At 45.0% G+C, this 814-nt stretch carries 1 pseudogene; it reads left to right on the top strand.

Going from position 1 to position 814, the window contains the following annotated elements:
• Positions 1 to 506: 506 nt before the first annotated feature.
• A pseudogene (locus tag ACFQU5_RS15960) lies at positions 507 to 814 on the top strand (group II intron reverse transcriptase/maturase); the annotation flags it as partial.

The following is an 814-nucleotide window of genomic DNA, read 5'->3' on the forward strand; positions in this document are numbered from 1 at the left end:
CGAAGACAGAAGTAGAGGTTAGCCAAGAGCAAGGGTGTCCGTGGTGACGCGGAATCTGAAGGAAGCTGGAGGCAAAACACCGGTCCGAGGAACACGAATCTCATACAAGGCTAGGTATGACTGGATGAGTTTGCCTGACAAAACAAAGTCCTTTCTGTCGAAGGTCATACCTAGTAAATGAGACGGATAGATGGTGTGAAAGTGCATGTGCTTACCCGGGGAGGTCTGATGAAAACGTGAAGTACTCTTCATAACCTACTTGGGGACAAGTAGCTGAATCATCAGAAGTCAGCAGAGGTCATAGTACGAGTAGGTCTAGAATTACTCGGAAGGACTAAACAATTAAGAGAGATTAGCCCTTGGCTTTCCATCTAGAATGAAATAAGCACAGAAAACAGAGAAACCTCACGCTTAGAAAGTAGTGGTGAATCCCACGAGGGTATTTGCGGAGGGTGGAGTTCAGATGGGCATAAGAAGATAAGCTAATCACGGAAAGGAACGAAATGGTGATGTTGGATCAAATTCTCGAACGGCAAAACATGATACAAGCGCTAAAGCGAGTTGAAGCGAATAAAGGAAGCCATGGAGTAGACATGATGCCCGTTCAAACCTTACGACAGCACATCCTCGAAAATTGGGGAACTATTAAATCGCAGATTTTGAATGGAACCTATGAACCGCAACCAGTACGTCGAGTCGAAATCCCGAAACCAGATGGTGGTGTGCGTTTACTAGGTATCCCAACCGTGACAGACCGTTTGATTCAACAAGCTATCTCGCAGATTTTATCGAAGGAATATGACAAAACATTTTC

Origin of the sequence: Ureibacillus sp. GCM10028918 (assembly GCF_042666115.1) — a bacterium.
Lineage (GTDB): Bacteria > Bacillota > Bacilli > Bacillales_A > Planococcaceae > Ureibacillus.